The organism is Parapedobacter indicus (assembly GCF_900113765.1).
Lineage (GTDB): Bacteria > Bacteroidota > Bacteroidia > Sphingobacteriales > Sphingobacteriaceae > Parapedobacter > Parapedobacter indicus.
The window spans coordinates 733,126-750,716 of record NZ_FOQO01000001.1; the positions used below are offsets into that span (position 1 = coordinate 733,126).

At 45.9% G+C, this 17,591-nt stretch carries 18 protein-coding genes; all 18 read left to right on the forward strand.

Annotated elements, in window-relative coordinates; all coding sequences use genetic code 11:
- Entirely contained in the window at nucleotides 1-3,108 is a 3,108-nt protein-coding gene (locus tag BMZ56_RS02970; RefSeq protein ID WP_090623999.1) for an efflux RND transporter permease subunit, read from the forward strand.
- Entirely contained in the window at nucleotides 3,092-4,300 is a 1,209-nt protein-coding gene (locus tag BMZ56_RS02975) for a TolC family protein (RefSeq protein ID WP_177195010.1), read from the forward strand. The genes BMZ56_RS02970 and BMZ56_RS02975 overlap by 17 nt, the downstream gene beginning before the upstream one ends.
- A 13-nt stretch (nucleotides 4,301-4,313) precedes the next feature.
- Nucleotides 4,314-4,736: a Fur family transcriptional regulator gene (locus BMZ56_RS02980; RefSeq protein WP_090624004.1), complete on the forward strand. Its 423-nt coding sequence runs from the start codon at nucleotides 4,314-4,316 to the stop codon at nucleotides 4,734-4,736.
- 176 nt (nucleotides 4,737-4,912) lie between these two features.
- A complete protein-coding gene (locus tag BMZ56_RS02985) occupies nucleotides 4,913-6,961 on the forward strand; it encodes a heavy metal translocating P-type ATPase (protein ID WP_090624007.1) in 2,049 nt (682 codons plus the stop codon).
- Between the two features lie 336 nt (nucleotides 6,962-7,297).
- Nucleotides 7,298-8,491 (forward strand): hypothetical protein, encoded by a 1,194-nt coding sequence (locus BMZ56_RS02990; RefSeq protein WP_143072826.1) that lies wholly within the window; start codon nucleotides 7,298-7,300, stop codon nucleotides 8,489-8,491.
- Between the two features lie 181 nt (nucleotides 8,492-8,672).
- The gene (locus BMZ56_RS02995) at nucleotides 8,673-9,551 is read left to right on the forward strand and encodes an RteC domain-containing protein (RefSeq protein ID WP_090624012.1); all 879 of its coding nucleotides are present in this window, start codon (nucleotides 8,673-8,675) and stop codon (nucleotides 9,549-9,551) included.
- Nucleotides 9,552-9,781: 230 nt separating this feature from the next.
- Entirely contained in the window at nucleotides 9,782-9,961 is a 180-nt protein-coding gene (locus BMZ56_RS25385) for a hypothetical protein (RefSeq protein ID WP_143072827.1), read from the forward strand.
- Between the two features lie 203 nt (nucleotides 9,962-10,164).
- Nucleotides 10,165-10,458, forward strand: a complete 294-nt coding sequence (locus BMZ56_RS03000; RefSeq protein ID WP_090624015.1) for a hypothetical protein — start codon at nucleotides 10,165-10,167, stop codon at nucleotides 10,456-10,458.
- 110 nt (nucleotides 10,459-10,568) lie between these two features.
- Nucleotides 10,569-10,844, forward strand: coding sequence for a hypothetical protein (locus BMZ56_RS03005; protein ID WP_090624019.1), 276 nt, complete (start codon nucleotides 10,569-10,571; stop codon nucleotides 10,842-10,844).
- Nucleotides 10,845-10,876: 32 nt separating this feature from the next.
- Entirely contained in the window at nucleotides 10,877-11,719 is an 843-nt protein-coding gene (locus BMZ56_RS03010) for a DUF8464 domain-containing protein (RefSeq protein WP_090624022.1), read from the forward strand.
- An 18-nt stretch (nucleotides 11,720-11,737) separates the two neighbouring features.
- Nucleotides 11,738-12,691 carry a DUF8464 domain-containing protein gene (locus BMZ56_RS03015; RefSeq protein ID WP_090624025.1) on the forward strand — a complete coding sequence of 318 codons (954 nt, stop codon included), beginning with the start codon at nucleotides 11,738-11,740 and terminating at the stop codon, nucleotides 12,689-12,691.
- Between the two features lie 648 nt (nucleotides 12,692-13,339).
- A complete protein-coding gene (locus BMZ56_RS03030) occupies nucleotides 13,340-14,380 on the forward strand; it encodes a DNA cytosine methyltransferase (protein WP_090624032.1) in 1,041 nt (346 codons plus the stop codon).
- 5 nt (nucleotides 14,381-14,385) lie between these two features.
- Nucleotides 14,386-14,796, forward strand: a complete 411-nt coding sequence (gene mobC / locus BMZ56_RS03035) for a plasmid mobilization relaxosome protein MobC (RefSeq protein ID WP_090624035.1) — start codon at nucleotides 14,386-14,388, stop codon at nucleotides 14,794-14,796.
- Nucleotides 14,793-15,947 (forward strand): relaxase/mobilization nuclease domain-containing protein, encoded by a 1,155-nt coding sequence (locus BMZ56_RS03040; RefSeq protein WP_090624038.1) that lies wholly within the window; start codon nucleotides 14,793-14,795, stop codon nucleotides 15,945-15,947. The genes mobC and BMZ56_RS03040 overlap by 4 nt, the downstream gene beginning before the upstream one ends.
- 33 nt (nucleotides 15,948-15,980) lie before the next feature.
- Nucleotides 15,981-16,616, forward strand: coding sequence for a ParA family protein (locus BMZ56_RS03045; protein WP_090624041.1), 636 nt, complete (start codon nucleotides 15,981-15,983; stop codon nucleotides 16,614-16,616).
- The gene (locus tag BMZ56_RS03050) at nucleotides 16,613-16,960 is read left to right on the forward strand and encodes a hypothetical protein (RefSeq protein ID WP_090624044.1); all 348 of its coding nucleotides are present in this window, start codon (nucleotides 16,613-16,615) and stop codon (nucleotides 16,958-16,960) included. Before BMZ56_RS03045 ends, BMZ56_RS03050 begins: the two co-directional genes overlap by 4 nt.
- A complete protein-coding gene (locus BMZ56_RS03055; protein WP_090624047.1) occupies nucleotides 16,957-17,277 on the forward strand; it encodes a hypothetical protein in 321 nt (106 codons plus the stop codon). The genes BMZ56_RS03050 and BMZ56_RS03055 overlap by 4 nt, the downstream gene beginning before the upstream one ends.
- A gap of 7 nt (nucleotides 17,278-17,284) precedes the next feature.
- On the forward strand, nucleotides 17,285-17,590 hold the full coding sequence (locus BMZ56_RS03060) for a DUF4134 family protein (protein ID WP_090624049.1): 306 nt from the start codon (nucleotides 17,285-17,287) through the stop codon (nucleotides 17,588-17,590).
- Nucleotide 17,591: the final 1 nt, after the last annotated feature.

Sequence of the window (17,591 nt, forward strand, 5' to 3'; positions counted from 1 at the left end):
ATGCTAAATAAAATTATTTTATTCTCCCTTAACAACAGGTTAGCAGTTCTTTTGGGGTCGCTCCTGTTGACACTTGCAGGTGTATATGTTGCGTACAACATCGAGGTAGATGTTTTCCCCGACCTAAACGCTCCAACGGTCGTCGTCATGACCGAAGCAAGCGGGATGGCTCCCGAGGAAGTGGAACGTATGGTGACCTTTCCTTTGGAGACCGCCGTCAACGGTGCGACCAATGTAAGGCGGGTTCGGTCTTCGTCCACCACAGGCTTTTCGGTCGTCTGGGTCGAGTTTGATTGGGGAATGGACATCTATCAAGCCAGACAGGTAGTGTCCGAAAAACTTGCCACCGTTGCCGAATCATTGCCCGAAAATATAGGAAAACCAACTTTAGGGCCACAATCTTCCATTTTGGGGGAAGTGCTCATCATCGGCCTGACGGCCGATACGACAAGTCTAATGGATCTACGGACGATTGCAGATTGGACGATAAGGCCAAGATTACTGTCAACAGGAGGTGTAGCACAGGTAACCGTATTGGGAGGTGACATCAAAGAGTATCAGGTACTTCTCGACCCATTCCGTATGAAACACTACGGAGTGACATTGGATGAAGCACTTGCCGCTGTGGACAACTTCAACCAAAACGAATCGGGCGGTATCATCTATGAATACGCCAATGAATACATCATCAATGGTGCGGTGGCTTCCAATGATACCGAACTATTAGGCAAATCCCTTGTGAAGTCCGTTAATGACGAACCCATCCTATTGGAACATATAGCAGACGTACAGATAGGGATCAAAGCACCCAAAATGGGATTGGCTTCCGAAAAGGGAAAACCTGCCGTACTCCTTACCGTGACCAAACAGCCTGCGACCAGTACCTTGGAACTGACGGACAAATTGGATGAAGAAATCGAAAACCTAAAGGCAAACCTGCCCAATGATGTGGGCGTATCGACAGACTCCTTCAGACAGAGCCGTTTCATCAACAGCTCGATAGGCAACGTGCAATCTTCACTTTACGAGGGATGTTTGTTCGTGGTCATTGTACTTTTCTTCTTTTTGATGAATGTTCGGACGACGGTCATTTCCCTGTTGGCCATTCCTTTGTCACTGTTATCTTCGATATTGATATTAAAAGCATTGGGACTGACCATCAATACGATGAGTCTGGGCGGTATGGCGATTGCCATCGGTTCGTTGGTAGATGATGCCATTGTAGATGTCGAAAATGTCTTTAGACACCTACGGGAAAACCGATTAAAACCGCCTGCGGAACGCCTGTCCGTCCTTAAAGTGGTCTATGAAGCATCCAAAGAGGTACGGATGCCGATATTGAACTCCACGCTTATCATCGTAGCTTCGTTCCTACCCCTTTTCTTCCTATCGGGAATGGAGGGCAGAATGCTGACCCCATTGGGCGTGACATTTATCGTCTCCCTCTTTGCTTCAACGGTTATCGCACTCACCTTAACACCTGTGTTGTGCAGTTACCTATTGGCCAAAGATGCTAAAAAAGACAAAAAGGAAGATAAAGAGCCTTTTGTGGCAAGACATCTGAAGTCTGGATACAGTAGATTGCTCGGATGGATATTGAACTACAAAAGAACGGTACTCATAGCCTGTGCAGTGGTCTTAGTGGCATCAATTGCCCTATTTACCACATTTGGGCGGTCATTCCTACCACCATTCAACGAGGGTTCGTTTACCATTAGTGTAGCGACCACACCGGGGACTTCATTGGAAGAATCCGATAGGATCGGCCGGATGGCAGAGGAGATTATCTTGACCGTTCCTGAAGTACAGACTACGGTAAGGAAAACGGGGCGAGCGGAACTTGACGAACACGCTTTGGGAGTAAATGTTTCCGAAATTGAAGCCCCTTTCGTATTGGACGAAAGAAAAAGAGATGTGGTCGCCAATGAACTTCGGGAAAAACTCGAAGACCTATCAGGAGTCAATCTTGAAATCGGACAGCCCATATCCCATAGGATAGATGCGATGCTCTCGGGGTCGAGAGCCAACGTAGCTATCAAGATATTCGGAGCAGACCTGAACAAACTGTTTTCCATAGGAAACCAAATCAAATCTGCCGTGCAGGATGTAGAGGGAATAGCCGACCTTAACGTTGAGCAACAGGTGGAACGTCCCCAACTGATGATACGCCCCAATAGGGAAATCATGGCAAAATTCGGAATTACCGTTCCCGAATTTAAGGAGTTTGTAGGGACAATGCTTGCGGGGCAAGTCGTTTCCCAAGTCTTTGAAGATGGACGGACTTTCGACCTTACCGTCAAAGTCAATAATGACCAACGGACATCCATTGACGACATATCCAACCTGATGATTGACGCTAACGGTAAAAAAATCCCTTTGTCACAGGTAGCCGAAATCAAATCTGTTGTCGGCCCGAATACCATCAACCGCGAAAATGTACAGCGGAATATCGTCGTCGGGGCAAATGTCGCAGGAAGAGACCTACGTAGTGTGGTCAATGAAATACAGGAGCGAATCGCACAGCAGATTGAATTGCCCGAGGATTATTATATCCAATACGGAGGACAGTTTGAAAGCGAAGCACAAGCATCACGCACGTTGATGACCGTATCCATCTTTGCTATACTCATCATTTTCTTGCTTATTTATAACCAGTTCCGGGACACCAAGCAAGCCGCAGCGATTATGTTCAATCTACCGATGGCACTCATCGGTGGTGTTATCATTATATGGCTGTCCTCGGGAGTGATAAGCATACCGGCCATTATCGGGTTCATTTCACTGTTTGGTATTGCCACCCGAAACGGACTGTTGCTTGTCGAGCGTTACAATGTCTTGGTCGCCGAAGGCAATACGGTCAACGAAGCCATTAGACAAGGTTCCTTGGACAGGCTCAATCCGATATTGATGATGGCCATCTCCACAGGTCTGGCATTGTTGCCGTTAGCGTTGAATGCAGATGCCCCGGGCAATGAGATTCAAAGTCCGATGGCACAGGTGATTTTAGGAGGATTGGTTACCTCAACATTGTTGAACATGGTCGTCATCCCAATTATATATGGATGGATCGCAAAAGATAAAGATACAGCACATGAAACACTATCATAAAAAAACGTTGCATACGTGCATAGCTGTATTCCTGTTTTTGTTTGGCTTGATTGGCCAGACAAAGGCGCAGGGAGACTATGCACCACTCGTACAGGCTATCGACAGCAACAATACAGGGTTGATAGCCTACCAAAAGAGTGCCGAAGCGCAGAAAATGTTGAACCGGACAGGGCTGACACCGAGCAATCCTCAGATTGGGGTCAACTATACAAGACCGATTCGGTTTACAAGAAGCCGATTGATGGATTACAACATATCGCAGAGCATCGAGTTCCCGACCGTCTATGGACATAAGAGGAATGTATCGAACAGACAGAACGAAATCGTGAACACCGATTACCATATCTATAGAGCCGACCTTATCAATCAGGCCATCAATACCTATTTGAATTGGGTGTATTACAATCAGCTCGGAGAGGTGCTCAAACAGCAAAAGGAATATGCCGAAAGTATAGCCACATCGTACCAAAAAGCTTTCGATGCAGGAGGGGTAAATATACTTGACCGCAACAAGGCGCAGGTCAATGCCGTAAATGCCCAAAAGGAACATGAACTCAATGTAATCGAAATGAACACGGCCTATCAAGAACTGATGCGATACAACCAAGGGAATCCCTATGTCAATCTGCCAACAGATTTTCCAGACATCAGCAATGATGTGGCTATGCTGTTTGCAGAGGAAAGTCGTTTTGTGACCAGTAATGATGTGCTCAAATCTGTTACACAGCAGATAGAACTGAGCGAAGCACAGGAGAGATTGGCCAAAGCCCAGACCCTGCCCGAATTTAATGTGGGGTATATTTGGGGACAGGAATTTGAAGCAGACTTTAGGGGCGTGAGCTTTGGGATGACCATTCCCCTGTGGCAACAAAAAAACACCAAGAAGTATGCCCGGATGAACACCCAAGCATTGAAAGAAACACAGGAAAACGCCCAAAGTCAGTACACCCTACAAGTGAAGCTGTTGCAGAGCAGAGCAAGCGAACTCTATAAGGTCATGAACGAGTTGGAACGCACCATTTCGCAGACCAGAGGTCTTGAGCTGTTGAAAAAGGCTGTTGACCTCAAAGAGATTACGATCCTTGAATATTTGGTAGAGCAGTCCATGTATTTTGAACTGACCCAAAAGTACCTGCAAACAAAAATGAATTTACATATCACATTGGCAGAACTGTACAGATGGGAGTATTGATAATCTATTTGCCATGAAAAAGAACATTGAACAAAAATTGTTGCAAAAAAACACCAATCCGACAAGTATGCGGATATTGGTGTACGACTTCTTGGAGCAACAGCAAGTGGCAATGTCCCTGTCAGAAATCGAAAGCCATTTTTACAAAGCCGATAGGGTCACTATTTATCGGACTTTGAAGACTTTTGAAGAAAAAGGCATTGTGCATAGCATACAGGAGAATACAACGACAAAGTATATCCTATGCGACGACGGGTGTGATGAAAAGACCCATAAAGATTGGCACTTGCATTTCTACTGTAAGATTTGCAAGCACACGACCTGTAAAGAAGATTTTGTAATCCCTCAAAGTGAAACGAGGGATTACAGAATCGACGAAATAAAGTTGTTCGGTAAAGGCATTTGCGAGAATTGCTTAAAAGAGGGTTTGCAATAGCATTGCACGCTCTCCTTATTTAACTTTGTAATACATAGACAGAAGCATCATGGAAAACTATCTAAAAGAACTTGGTACAGACTTTCTCCCAAGAACATCGTTCGGCATATCATGAACAACAATGTGGAGAGAATAAGAAGTGGTCGGACAGATGCTAACATTTAAACAAAACAGAAATGGAACATCAACACAAATACGATGCACAGGGCAAACAGCTATGTTGCACACAGGAAGAAAAAATATACACCAAAGCAGGTGCAAAACACTTGATACAGGACGATGAATGTTGCAGTACCAAAAAGCATAAGCACGAAGAACACAGCGATGATGACGGACACGACCATTCACATTCGGGAGGTACGGACAACGTTTTCAAAATGTTTCTGCCTGCCCTAATTTCCCTTGTACTGTTGCTTGCAGGTATCGCAATGGATAATTGGTTTCCGCAAACGTGGTTTACCGATTGGGTAAGGATTGTTTGGTACGTGATGGCTTATGCTCCTGTCGGTTTTCCTGTTATCAGAGAAGCCGTACAAAGCATTGGTAAAGGCGAGGTTTTCTCCGAGTTTTTCCTTATGGGAATTGCCACTATCGGTGCATTTGCCATTGGCGAATATCCCGAGGGTGTCGCCGTTATGCTGTTCTATTCGATAGGCGAAGTATTCCAGACAATGGCTGTGTCAAGAGCCAAAGCAAATATTAAATCATTGCTCGACCAAAGACCCGATGAAGTAACGGTGTTGAGAAACAACGAACCGCACACCGTAAAGGCAGAGACCGTAGAGATCGGGGAAATCATACAGCTAAAGCCAGGGGAGAAATTGGGATTGGATGGAGAACTATTGTCCGAAACATCATCGTTCAATACCTCGGCTTTAACAGGTGAGAGCAAACCCGACACCAAAAACAAAGGTGAGGTCGTCTTAGCAGGGATGATAAACTTGAATACCGTATCGCAGGTCAAGGTTACCACAGCATACACCGATAGTAAGCTGAGCAAGATTTTGGAATTGGTACAGAATGCCACTTCGCAGAAAGCACCAACGGAGCTTTTTATCCGCAAGTTTGCCAAAATCTATACACCTATTGTGGTGTTTTTAGCGATAGCCATTTGCCTGTTGCCATACTTTTTCGTATCTGACTATCTATTTAAAGAATGGCTGTACAGGGCGTTGGTATTCTTGGTCATTTCCTGTCCATGTGCATTGGTCATAAGCATCCCTTTAGGATATTTCGGGGGTATCGGAGCCGCTTCACGGAACGGTATTTTATTTAAAGGCAGTAACTTCTTAGATGCTCTTTCCAATATCCAAAACGTCGTGATGGACAAGACGGGAACGATGACGGAGGGCGTTTTCAAAGTACAGGAGGTTGTATTTGACCCGGCATTCAACAAAGATGAAATGTTGCAAATGGTCAATATATTGGAAAGCCACAGTACTCACCCCGTAGCGACTGCCATTCACGAATACGTTGGCAAGCCCGATAATACAATCCGTTTGGAAAATACCGAGGAAATCGCTGGGCACGGACTGAAATCAACCGTAAACGGTAAAGATTTATTGGTCGGCAATTTCAAACTGATGAACAAGTTCGGCATACAGTACGATTTAGACCCGAACAGCATTGTATATACGACTATTGCTGTAGCCTACGATAACAAATTTGTCGGTTATATCACGATTGCAGACAGCATAAAAGAAGATGCACAGCAAACTATTGACCTATTGCACAAGCTCAATATTAAAGCAACTATGCTTAGCGGAGATAAAAGCACCGTTGTAAAATATGTGGCAGAGCAGTTGGGCATAGACAACGCCTTTGGCGACCTATTGCCCGAAGATAAAGTAAATCGGGTTAAGGAAATCAAAGCCAAAGGCGAAAGTGTTGCCTTTGTGGGCGACGGTGTGAACGATGCCCCTGTTGTGGCGTTGAGCGATGTGGGTATCGCAATGGGCGGATTGGGAAGCGATGCCACCATTGAAACAGCAGACGTGGTGATACAAGACGATAAGCCCAGCAAAATACCAATGGCTATAAATATCGGTAAGCAGACCAAAAAGATTGTTTGGCAAAATATCGGATTGGCATTCGGTGTAAAAGCGATTGTACTTGTTCTCGGAGCTGGAGGACTGGCGACGATGTGGGAAGCTGTTTTTGCAGATGTAGGTGTAGCGTTATTGGCTATATTAAATGCAGTAAGAATACAGCGAATGAAATTTTAAAAGATTTCAATTTATGGGCTTAGAAGAAGAACCGCAAAAAACGTAAGAAAAAATATGACCCCAATCGGTATAATTTTAGCTCAAAAAAGCCTGTTAAAAAAGTACAAAGATTGCATCATCGAATACTCAATTGGATTATGGCAATTTTCCTGACTGCGGTGTTGATATTGGTAATTATTGTTACTGTCCGACATATTTATCTTCACTTTACAGGTAAAATACAGCCTCAACACCGGCACCATCATCATCGTTAGAAAATAGATATAGTTATGGAGGAAGTAAATTTATATTAAAAGAATAGTGTGGAATGATATATTCCTCAAATTTAATATCTATATGGAATATAAAAAATACCCATTAGAATGGTTGGATTTATTAATAACAGTTACGCTCAATCCCTCTAATACGGATGTCTCTGTCATAACCCAAGAACAGGCAGACCATATCGAAAGCCGTTTGAGGGAAGAAATCTTGTGTTTGCAGTCGTTTATAAAAGGTCAAGTGTTTTCAATTAATAAAGAGAACGAAATAGACCTGCTCATAAAACAATACCATGCTTCTCTAATTGCCTTGCTTGACCAGACTATTAGGAACCAAGAACAAATAACATCAGAAATCAAATTAATACAAGATTTGAATAAATCACTTCTTACAAATATTGATGAACTGCTCTCATTTTTAGAAACACGATTTTCAAAATACATCAGTCTTGATGAAAGGGTACCTGTCACCTATCTTGAGGTTACCAAACATGAATTTAAAGTTAAGACAGATAGATTACAGAAGTGTATATCGCACGACCCTGTTGTGAAACTGCTCATTAAAAAGTTAACGCATTTTGTGACAGCATCCACGTACCCTTATGAATTAACGTTTAGAGTTGTATTATACCTAAGGGAACTTATAAACGGATTGGAAGAAATCGACTGGATACGCAGTAATCGAGAGGATTTTTCCCAATTGGAACAATTGCTGATATACATGAATTTCAACAGCAAAAAATTCATGAACATACTTACCGACCGTCTTGCAAATGAAGTCAATTGTTATGAACACACCGTAGAAAGAATGGATAAGCTATTGTACTTTTATAAGGCTTATAACCAATTGCACCGCAAACCAGACACGAAGCTAAATCCCAAATATCGGGATTTAGACACGGTAATCAACAACTGGTTTTCGCAGGAGATAGTTTATCTGGAAAAGAAGTTGAGATTAACCGTGATACCATTGCAAGGCAGTACAGCAACAACATCAAGGAACGGAACGAAAACAATACAAAAAATCCTCTGTGTACTTTCTACCGATCAAATGGCTTTGATACTGCGGGCAACGGATGACTTAAGGATTATCCACGCCAAATCACTTACCGAGGTTTTCAGAACCATGGCACCGCATCTATCCACCCCCTATAAAGAGGATATTTCTCATGAAGCAATGAGAAGCAAAGCGTATAACCCCGAAGAAAGAGACCGACAGATCGCCATCGAAACGTTGGAACGAATCATACAGAGGATCAGAGAGTATTAGCCTACACAACCCAAGCCTTAATCTCTGCTCCTAATTCGGATTAAAAATAAACAAACACCCACGGGGACGGAAAAGGAACGGATAATCCGTCCTTGCAACCGCCTTTGTTTCACCCTACTTTGGTATTACCATATAAACTTTTAGATGGATAGCACTATGTGGAATTATAAACTTCGTGGTTATGAAAGAGGCGTCAATCGAAAATCTTTATTCCGGTATGTTGGAGCAATTGGGGTATATCAATGGATCGATCAGAGAATCCGTACAGAACCTAAATGAATCACTTTCCTGTATTGCCGACACGATCAACGAATTAAGGGAGCGCATTAGACGCCACCCATTCGAGGAGGAAACGGACGAAATCAATTTTTTCAAATATACCAAACCCCGTTTCTGCGCATGGCAAACCTATGTAGTGGAATTGCACAAGATCCTGTCCTCGGTTCCAGTCGGTACCGACCAAACGGTAAGGGATTATTATATGGAAGAAATAAGCGTAGTGAACCGTTTCTTTCGTTTGCATGCTTTTCATTACCAATACTACGTTACGGACGAGCACAGCAAAGACAAACAATTTTTTCTTCGCCGTAACAGTTCGTTATTTCCCCCAGGGCGGGAGCTCCTGCCTGACGACCCCGAATTTTCTACCGACCTCGATCATCTTTTCGGTATGTTCCGGGCATACGAGATGCTCCGAGACTTTTTGATAGGACGAATCCGGTTGTTATACCAAGAACCCAATAATGTACTACTAAAAGAGATGATGCAAGGCCGCAAACGATGGTGGTCAGGCACCAAAATGGAGCTGGTGGAATTTGGTTACGGTATCTATTTTACACGACGTGTCAATGGAGGAAAGGCCGATATTTCAGATATAATCGCATGGCTGGAAGAAAGTTTTAGCGAAGATTTGGCACAGGCTTACCGTATGTTTGTCGATATAACCCGGCGCAAGACCATCAGCCACACCAAATATCTCGATGAGATGCGCGGTGCCATTCAAGTACATATCGAAGAATCCTTGAAATACAAACCCCATAAAAGACGCTCAAAAAATTGAGCGATCAACCGAATATCCGTTATATCCAAAAAAAAAATAACCTTACCAATATACCCATCTTGTGAAAGGGTTTGACCCATACCATTCCCGAAAACCCCATAAAATCCATACAGCGGAAAGAATACGCTATTTATCTCCTAATTCGCAGACAATCCACCAATCCCAACCCCAAAACCTACCTAAAATCCCTTACAAAACGCAAAAAATCCTCACCAAAAAAATCGATACCAATGTCCCCATATTGGGAAAGCTCCGTCTGCCCGCTTGCCAATTTTGACCCAAGTAAGGACACGTTCTTTGACATTGGGGGAAGAAGCATTTCCGGTGAAGAACCGGAAATTATTGTGCAGTCAGGGCAGTATTATCACCGCATACTTGTATGCAGGGGGTACCGCTCCGATGAACCATAGGCAGCCGGTTTCGGCGGGTATGTATGTACCCACGTGAGTATTCCCGAGTGAAATATATAGAGCGGTCCGCTCCGTAGCGATACGTTATTGACTTTACAGCGAAATGAAAGACCTTCATTGACCAAGAAATATAATATACGGAGGGGGTATGATGCCCCCTCTTATTTTACAAACGGCCATTCAGAAACCAGTACCATAAAATTATGCCAACACGGACAAACAACCTTTCGAGCAAGGAACTGGCGACACTGTTAAAAAATGCAGTCCAAGAGGGAGCTGGTAATGCCATAAAAAAAGAACAACCTATTCTCGAAAAACTGACCAAAGCCACGGCTTACCGCCTTTACGGCCGAAGCAATATTGACAGATGGTTACGGGAAGGGCTGATCTCGACACATACAGATGACAGCTCCAAGACTTTCCTTGACAGATCGGAACTTGAAACCGTTTCGGGTTCAAGCAACCGCATTACCTATCTGCCCGTAACGGACAGATAGACCGACCGGCCTACAAGAGCGGATCATTTCGGGTTCGTTGCCCGTTGCCGGTTCCATCGTGGGAAAACCCTATTCCCTTTATCCGTAAACCATCAAACCCCAGAGAAACTATGCACATACTATTGACACCGCTGCAATTGCAGACACTGCTTTCCTATGCAGCCGAAATGGGAGCAAAACTTGCCCTTTCCAAGACCGGACACATCAGGCCGTACCTCAAAAAATCAGAAGCGTTCAAGCGGTATGGACGAAAAAATGTAGAGCATTGGATTGGTCTCGGTCTGATCACGCCGCGCAAAGACGGCAACCACTCCGCAGCTTGGCGCATCGACCGCATGGAGATCGAAGCCGTGAGCAAATCCCGTGAAGCCATGCGCTATCTGTAAAAACTATCCACCACATCAAAAACATTTTTCTCATGACATCTTACAAAAGCAACACACCGCACGATGAGCCTTTGACCATCGCCGCCCTGCTCAAAGCATTGGGGCATGAACCCGTATCGACGGGTGGCGATGAATTTCAGTACGCAAGCGTATTAAGAAACCGAACCAACAACAAAATAGTCCTAACGGTCAATAACCGATTGAATACTTGGTTTGACAGCTCACTTGGCCTGCTTGGCAAAGGTGGCAACCTCATGGATTTTGCCCGTACCTATTGGCCTGATCTGTCGCCCGACCAGATCGAAGAAAGATTGCGTAACATACAAATTCAAATAACTAAAAAAGATAGACCACTACGCAAGCGCAAAGCGACCAAGATACCCCATTATCAGATCGAACGTACCGGCTCATTGGGGTACAATAGAGAGATCACGGATTTTCTCATGGAAAGCGGCCTTTGGGAACTCGCCGATCTGAACATCAAAGAAGTCCATTATTATACTACCGACCAAAAGGGCAATCGCAAAGACTTCTGTGCCGCTGGTTGGCAGAACGAAAACGGAGGTTGGGAAGTACGAGCCCAAAATTATACGGGCTGTATCGGCACAAGAGGAATGACCTTTATTCCGGCAAGTGAAACCGCGCTTGCCATATTCCCCGAATATGTGGACTATCTGAAAAGGCGGAGCGACAAATATCTGCATTACGCATCGGTACTGATATTGAACCATCCCGATTTCATATCCGCATCGCTGAAACGTGCGCACCATTTTCAAAGAGTGCTGCTGTACACCGATGAAACAGGAGGCGATTACCAATCCCTTGCGGAAATGTTCAAGAACGAACTGCCGCACACAGAAGTAATACCCCTTTGATAACCCAAATCTCTGCTTATGTCAAAATATGTAAACGTGGACGATCTGCGGGAAATCCCAATTTCGGACTTCCTGGCCCGGCTCGGTCACCATCCGGTACGCAAATCGGGTAAGGAACTTTTTTACCACAGTATGCTACGGGAAACCAAGCAAGACACCCCATCCCTGACGGTATGGGACGAGGGTGGAAAATGGGTCGACCGAGGTGGCCCGAACTCGACGGGCATACAGGGTGGTAGTATCGTCCAGCTCGGCCTTGCCTATTGGCCCCAGCACTCCTTTATCGAGGTGCTAAACAAGATAAAGGAAATCTGCGATATGCAGGTCTCCATGATACCGGCCTACAAACCTGTCAAACTACCAGCGGAACAGGAACATAGAAGCTATACCTTTGAACTTGTCCGAACACAGCCAATCGGCCGAAACTTTGTCCTGACCAAATACCTCGAAGAACGTGGGATATTGGACGTTGCACACGGACACCTGCAAGAAATCTATTACAGAAACCGTCTTGACAACGAAAATAAAAGTACCTTTTATGCCGTTGGCTGGCAGAACGATCAAGGCAATTGGGAGTTTACCAATGCCAAAGGTTTCAAGAGCAGTATCGGCAAAAAGGGAATATCTGTGATACCCGGCAATCCAAGCCATGCCGTTCTCTTCGAGGGCTATATGGACTACCTAAGTTGGCTCAAAGTGAACCGCCCCGATCCTGCACCTACCGCCATTGTCCTAAACTCCATTGTCCAATTGAAGAATGCCATCGAGCGGGTCAAGGGCATACCAACCGTGGACGTCTATTTCGACAACGACGATCCCGGCCGCAACTGTACTCAAAGGCTGATCGAAGCCGTACCACAAGCCAAAGACCGTTCCGGTGTTTATGGGGCGTACAAGGATTATAACGATATGCTAAAGGCAGTCCTAAACGAGCATGAAATACAGCACCAACGGGCAGGCCCCAGACGTTGACTTTCGGAGGGGACGAAATCAGTTATTCCGATATATAGATAACTGTATATAGGTATATACCGATAATCGGATAACCATATATACACGTATACGGGTATTTGTATATCCCGATATTTCGATAGACAGCTATACAGATAGCAGTACATACAGATATTCATATATCCCGATATACACACATCCAAATAGATAGCCATACGGATATATGTATAGATACATATCAGTCTATCCATATAGGCACATATCCACATATATAGCTATCCACATTGTTACGCATACAGATATACAGTTATCCGAACAGACATCCACACCGATAGCTGTATGTATGGATATATGACCGATCGAAACGTGGGTTATCAATCGGCCATCCCCGAACCTATGTACCAAAAACACGCCCCCTAACCCACTTTTTTGCCCTTTGCGGTATAACCCCACTTTTTTGTTTCGTATTGTGCAAGTTGTGTTTTTGTACGTACAGCGCTCGTACCTCGGCAGTACCCACAAAAACCAACTTGCCCCGGAACAGCCACACCCCACTGGGGAATGGCCGTACCAGGGTAGGAAAAAGGTCGCAACTCCCTTTTTCTCCTGCAAAGCGAACCATAACCGCCGCAGGGCGACGAACATCCATAAACCATTAAAACCATTACCATGCTAAGACACGGCAGCCTATTCAGTGGCATCGGCGGTTTTGACATTGCCGCTTCATGGATGGGTTGGCGAAACGTTTTCTCGTGCGAGAAAGACCCGTTCTGCCGAACCATTCTCAAACACTATTGGCCCAATACAACACACTATGAAGACATCTACGATTTTCGGGCAACTCACTATCGAGGACATATCGACATCATCAGCGGAGGGTTTCCCTGCCAGCCGTTCAGTCAGGCCGGACGGAGAAAGGGGGCGAAAGATGACCGTTACCTCTTCCCGGAGACTATCCGAATTATTAAGGAAGCAAGGCCGGATTGGATCGTTCTTGAAAACGTTACTGGACTGTTCACCATTCTCGAACCCGATAGTCTTTCTGAAATGGAAACCAAAGCGGTTGAGCTTTTTTGTGAGGACGACAAACAGCCTGCAACAAGTACCATCATCCGATTACAACGACGGGTTATCGGAAACATCATTTCAGAAATCGGATCAGCAGGATATGTACTCCCCACACTTGAAGACGGCACACCAATCGTTCTGTGTATTCCGGCTGCTGCCGTTGGCGCTCCACACCAACGGGATCGGGTTTGGTTTGTTGCCCACGCCGACCGCCACCGAGATAAGCAATATAAAAACAACGATGGAACAGGCACAGGACAGGCGACGGCTAAAGGACAGGAAGAACGAACGGGGCAATGGCGGTCAAGTGTCCTTGACGGATTTTTTGGTGTACCATGCGCTGATCTCCCTTTGGACACCGACCGAGGAAATAGCCGAGATGATGCCCAACGAAATACAGAAGCGTTTGCTGAAAGTGCTGCCGACAGCGGATCAGATCGATGGAACGGCATTCCCCTATGGACGGGATGGCCAAGTGAACCCCCGTTTTGTGGCCGAGATGATGGGCTTTCCGAAAGACTGGACGGAATTACCTTTCCTACGTGGCGGGCCGAAAGCATAAAAGCCTACGGCAATGCCATCGTTCCGCAGGTCGCCCTTGAAATATTCAAGGCAATACAAGCCGTTACCCCAAACCCCTAAGCCACATGAAGAAAAGCAAACAAAACAGAAAACCTCTACCAAGCGAACAGCGTACCCGACGCTTTGAACTCCGGTTGAGCGAAGCGGAACGGGCGCAGTTTCTTGAACTTGAAAAAGCGCTTGGCCTAAGCCGTGCGGACATCGTGCGTATCCGTGTGCTCCAACACTCCAAAAAGATGCTGGTCAATACCACCGAGATCATGAAACTGTTGGACGGTATCGGCACACAGATCGGGCGGTCCGGCAACAATATCAACCAACTGGCGAAACACGCCAATTCCCTGCAACAACAGGGAATGTTGCACTCCGCTATTATGCGTGACCTTGCCCCATTGCTGACCGAATACATCAGGTTGCAACGGAAGCTGGAACAGTCCGTTCGACGGCTCATCAGACTTATGAGGGGGCAGACATGATCGTCAAAATATTGAAACCGTCCGCCACGTTCAAAGGCGTTCGTTATAACACGAACAAAGTGGACAAGGATAAGGGCGAACTGATGAAAACAGCAAATTTCGGTACATTGCAGGCCCTGCAAAATCTCCGCCCAAAGGATTATGTCATTTATCTGGAAGCCCAATCCGCAGCCAGTAAACGGACGAAATACCCACAGCTCCACGCCGTCATTTCCTGCAAAGGACGTTCCCATAGCAAGCAAGAACTTACAGCCATCGCCGAACAATGGCTGAAAGGAATGGGCTACGGTGAACAACCCTACCTCTTGGTATTCCATAAAGATACCGCAAACAACCATATCCATATCGTTTCCACACGGGTAGACCGAGACGGCAAGAAAATAAACGACAGCTTCGAGAAAATCCGTGCCTACGAGGTATTGAACCGTATCGTCGGCGTGGATGAAAAACAGGAGATCGACAAGAATATCGAAAAAGCATTGAGCTATGGTTTCTCCACACGCGCCCAATTTATGATGCTCCTTGAAGCACGGGGGTATTCGCTTAAACTGTCCGATGGAGTATATCAGATCAGCCGTTACGGCAAAAGACAAGGCACGGTCTCTTTGGAACAGGTGGATGCCAAAATCAGCACTTTTGACAAAGACATCGATCGGTTGGCACAGCTCCGAGCCGTCTTTGCCAAGTACCGTAGCCAGTACGATCCGGCAATCGTCCATGTTCCGGCCCCACTTCCCGGTAACAGGCCGTCCGCACCATCCGGCTATACGTCGGCAATGGCGCAGATGCTATCGGGAAAATTCGGCGTGCAGATCATATTCCACGGCAAGGACGGAAAGCCGCCATACGGTTATACCGTCATTGACCATTCGAGGAAAATGGTATATAAAGGCAAAGACCTCATGCCGTTGGCAGAATTTATCAGATCATCCGAAGACAGCCCCGAAATATCGGCCAAAGCAGACAGACCGGAACCAACAGAAAGAGAACGGAAATCGGTATCCGAAGAAATGGCTGCCTATACCGATCATGCGCAGGAAACATCGGAGCATTGGATCCCGAATATCCAGATCGATATTGCCCACGACATTGACGATGAGGCCGTCCACGGACGTAGACGGAAACGCAAGAGCCGGACAAATACCCGATGACCCCCATCAACAGACCATTAAATCAGATAAACTATGCTCATATTAATAGGAAACCAAAAGGGCGGAGCGGGAAAAAGTACTCTCACCCTACTGCTCGCCAACTACCTGACCCAACAACAAGAACGGCGGGTTACGGTGCTCGATATGGACTATCAGCAATCACTTTCCGCCAAAGCCGAGAAAGCAAAGATTCTGGAAAATGAACCGCTGTACGAAATCGTACCCGCCGACCTCAGCCATTTTCCGGCAATGCAGCGGAAATTAGGGAAATCACGGAACGAGATCGTACTGATCGACCTGCCCGGCAAGATGGACGACGATGGGCTGATCCCCATATTTGCCGCCGCCGATGCGGTAATCTGTCCGTTTGCCTTTGACGAATTTTCCGTCGATTCCACATTGCTGTTTGCAATGGTCATCGGCCGGATCAACAAGCGGGCGCCGCTGATTTTCGTACCCAACCGTATCAAGAACACCGTCAAGTACGAAACCCGGACAGAAGTTGAAAATGTCCTGCGCGGTTTCGGTACGGTCGCACCCGGTCTGCCAGACCGCATCGACTTCCAGCGGGTAAATACGTTCCAGACACCGATCATATTATATCCCGTTATCCTGCCGCTCTTAGACCTGATCTATGAACAATATATTGCTAAGGAGGAAACAGTATGAGCGGAATAAAAAGCCTTGCCGACGAGCTTCGGGATTCCATGCGGAAAGGGAAACCGCCACAGGCAAAAGAAATTCCCTTGGCAGAACCACCAAAGGACACACCAAAGAAAAAAACGGAAAACTTGGAACGTCTGTTTGAAAATATCCTAAGCCATGAACTGACCGGGCGGGAAAAGCTACTAATCCGTTTGGACGACAAGACGCTTTTCCTGCTCAAACAACTGAAAGTTACCAAAGGTATCGACATGAACAAGATCATATCTTACAGCCTGCACCAATTTCTAAAAAACCATCCCGAACTGACCCGATACATCAAAGAACACATTAAAACCCTTGATCTATGAACTGGACACAATTCCTGCTCGGCGTTACCGCCATCTATGGCATTTACTATGCCCTAAACGTACTGTATGACCTGTTTATCCACCGCCGCGCTCCACGGGCGGCCGACGGAGGAAACGAATTGACATTTGATGAAGATTCGCCGCCCGAAAGGGTTATTCCCGAACCATCCAAAAGAGAAAACGAACCCACGGCAAAAGAGGGAAAAGCGGTTATCTCGTCCGGCCCCCTGCAATCCACGGGAGGCATCAACCTAAAGCAACTCGTATCGCTCATACAGAACGACGTGGTCGAGTACACCAAAGCCATTCCTTATTAAATCCGTTATGCGATCAATCCGTTTTGTGACAGTATCTTTTACTGTCATTTTTTTTGCCCTTTGCGCCACCGCCCAGCCCGGCCTTGACGAGTTTTATCAGGTCAGCGGAGAAGTCAACCGCTTTTATTTCAGTTTCTCCGATCTTGCCCTCGTCATCGGTGCCGTATGCGGACTGCTCGGTGGACTGCGGGTGTACAGCAATTGGCAGTCCGGCAAGCACCACATCGATGCGCAGGTCATGGGATGGTTCTTTTCCTGCCTGTTCCTGTCGCTCGTCGGTGCCGCATTAAAGGCCCTTTTCGGGGTACACTAAC

Excerpts from the sequence above, each read along its gene's own strand:
- BMZ56_RS02970 (WP_090623999.1), top strand. The coding sequence starts at position 1 with ATGCTAAATAAAATTATTTTATTCTCCCTTAACAACAGGTTAGCAGTT.
- BMZ56_RS02975 (WP_177195010.1), top strand. The coding sequence starts at position 3,092 with ATGAAACACTATCATAAAAAAACGTTGCATACGTGCATAGCTGTATTC.
- BMZ56_RS02980 (WP_090624004.1), top strand. The coding sequence starts at position 4,314 with ATGAAAAAGAACATTGAACAAAAATTGTTGCAAAAAAACACCAATCCG.
- BMZ56_RS02985 (WP_090624007.1), top strand. The coding sequence starts at position 4,913 with ATGGAACATCAACACAAATACGATGCACAGGGCAAACAGCTATGTTGC.
- BMZ56_RS02990 (WP_143072826.1), top strand. The coding sequence starts at position 7,298 with ATGGAATATAAAAAATACCCATTAGAATGGTTGGATTTATTAATAACA.
- BMZ56_RS02995 (WP_090624012.1), top strand. The coding sequence starts at position 8,673 with ATGAAAGAGGCGTCAATCGAAAATCTTTATTCCGGTATGTTGGAGCAA.
- BMZ56_RS25385 (WP_143072827.1), top strand. The coding sequence starts at position 9,782 with ATGTCCCCATATTGGGAAAGCTCCGTCTGCCCGCTTGCCAATTTTGAC.
- BMZ56_RS03000 (WP_090624015.1), top strand. The coding sequence starts at position 10,165 with ATGCCAACACGGACAAACAACCTTTCGAGCAAGGAACTGGCGACACTG.
- BMZ56_RS03005 (WP_090624019.1), top strand. The coding sequence starts at position 10,569 with ATGCACATACTATTGACACCGCTGCAATTGCAGACACTGCTTTCCTAT.
- BMZ56_RS03010 (WP_090624022.1), top strand. The coding sequence starts at position 10,877 with ATGACATCTTACAAAAGCAACACACCGCACGATGAGCCTTTGACCATC.
- BMZ56_RS03015 (WP_090624025.1), top strand. The coding sequence starts at position 11,738 with ATGTCAAAATATGTAAACGTGGACGATCTGCGGGAAATCCCAATTTCG.
- BMZ56_RS03030 (WP_090624032.1), top strand. The coding sequence starts at position 13,340 with ATGCTAAGACACGGCAGCCTATTCAGTGGCATCGGCGGTTTTGACATT.
- mobC (WP_090624035.1), top strand. The coding sequence starts at position 14,386 with ATGAAGAAAAGCAAACAAAACAGAAAACCTCTACCAAGCGAACAGCGT.
- BMZ56_RS03040 (WP_090624038.1), top strand. The coding sequence starts at position 14,793 with ATGATCGTCAAAATATTGAAACCGTCCGCCACGTTCAAAGGCGTTCGT.
- BMZ56_RS03045 (WP_090624041.1), top strand. The coding sequence starts at position 15,981 with ATGCTCATATTAATAGGAAACCAAAAGGGCGGAGCGGGAAAAAGTACT.
- BMZ56_RS03050 (WP_090624044.1), top strand. The coding sequence starts at position 16,613 with ATGAGCGGAATAAAAAGCCTTGCCGACGAGCTTCGGGATTCCATGCGG.
- BMZ56_RS03055 (WP_090624047.1), top strand. The coding sequence starts at position 16,957 with ATGAACTGGACACAATTCCTGCTCGGCGTTACCGCCATCTATGGCATT.
- BMZ56_RS03060 (WP_090624049.1), top strand. The coding sequence starts at position 17,285 with ATGCGATCAATCCGTTTTGTGACAGTATCTTTTACTGTCATTTTTTTT.